Origin of the sequence: Streptomyces sp. NPDC057623 (genome assembly GCF_042800355.1) — a bacterium.
Taxonomy (GTDB): domain Bacteria; phylum Actinomycetota; class Actinomycetes; order Streptomycetales; family Streptomycetaceae; genus Streptomyces.
Window position 1 is genome coordinate 1 of record NZ_JBHVGZ010000182.1, and the last position, 1339, is coordinate 1339.

Annotated in this window: 1 protein-coding gene; it reads right to left on the bottom strand. The window is 67.4% G+C overall.

What is annotated here, in order from left to right; genetic code table 11:
* Positions 1–1205: IS256 family transposase (locus ACFU95_RS51005; RefSeq protein WP_383844804.1), on the bottom strand; the 1205-nt coding region annotated here is incomplete at its 3' end.
* Positions 1206–1339: the final 134 nt, after the last annotated feature.

Consider the following 1339-nt stretch of genomic DNA (forward strand, 5'->3'; position numbering starts at 1 on the left):
CTGGTTTCTGACTCGATCGGGTGGAGGCGGGCCTTGGCCAGGAGGTCGAGTCCCATGTAGCGACGGGCCTCGGTCCACTCATCGTTCTGCTCGGCCAGGACCGCGCCGACCAGGCGGATGACGGCGGTGCGGTCGGGGAAGATGCCGACCACGTCGGTGCGACGCCGGATTTCCTTGTTCAGGCGTTCCTGCGGGTTGTTCGACCAGATCTGCCGCCAGCTCTCACGTGGGAACGCGGCGAACGCCAGCAGGTCGTGCTGCGCGGTGTCCAAGTGGGCTGCGGCCTTGGGGAACTTGACCTCCAGCGCGTCCAGGACGTGCCGCATCTGGGCTTTCACCGCGTCGGTGTCGGGCTGTTCGAAGACCGTCCGCAGCAGCGTCGCGACCCAGGGCTGGGCAGATTTCGGGACCTGGCTCAGCAAATTTCGGGCGTAGTGGGTTCGGCAGCGTTGCCACGATGAGCCGGGCAGAACCGCACCGATCGCGGCCACCAGTCCGGTGTGCGCGTCGGAGATGACGAGTTGGACGCCGCTCAGACCGCGGGCGACGAGCGAACGCAGGAAGGCGAGCCAGCCGGCGCCGTCCTCGCTGGAGGCGACGTCGATGCCGAGGATCTCGCGGTGGCCGTCGGCGTTCACTCCGACTGCGATGAGGGCGTGGACGTTGATGATGCGGCCGCCCTCGCGGACCTTCTGGGTCAGGGCGTCGACCCATACGAACGCGTAAGGCCCAGCGTCGAGGGGTCGGTTGCGGAACGCGGCGACCTGTTCGTCCAGGTGCTTGGCCATCGCACTGACCTGGGACTTCGACAGCTGGGTGACGCCGAGGGACTCGGCGAGTTTCTCGACCCGGCGAGTGGAGACGCCCAGCAGGTAGGCGGTGGCGACCACCGAGATGAGGGCCTGTTCGGCCCGGCGGCGGCGTTCGAGGAGCCAGTGCGGGAAGTAGCTCCCGGACCTGAGCTTGGGGATGGCGAGTTCGACGGTGCCGGCGCGGGTGTCCCACTCCCGTGGGCGGTAGCCGTTGCGGTGGTTGACGCGTTCGTCGCTGACCTGCCCGTACTCGGCGTTGCAGAGGGCATCGACTTCCGCGGACATGAGCGCGTCGGCGAACGTCTTGACCATCGCGCGCAGCAGATCGGGACTCGCCGCAGCGAGGTTGTCCTCGGCGAGGGCGTGCAGGGGCAGACTGTCTGGTGCGGTCATCGTGCTGATCTCCTTCGAGGCTTCGACACTTCGAAGATCAGCCGGTGGCCGTTCAACTATGCGGGCACCATCCCGATGCCGGAGCAAACCCCCGGATCAGGTCGAACCCGTACACCACTTCTCTGGACGCAACC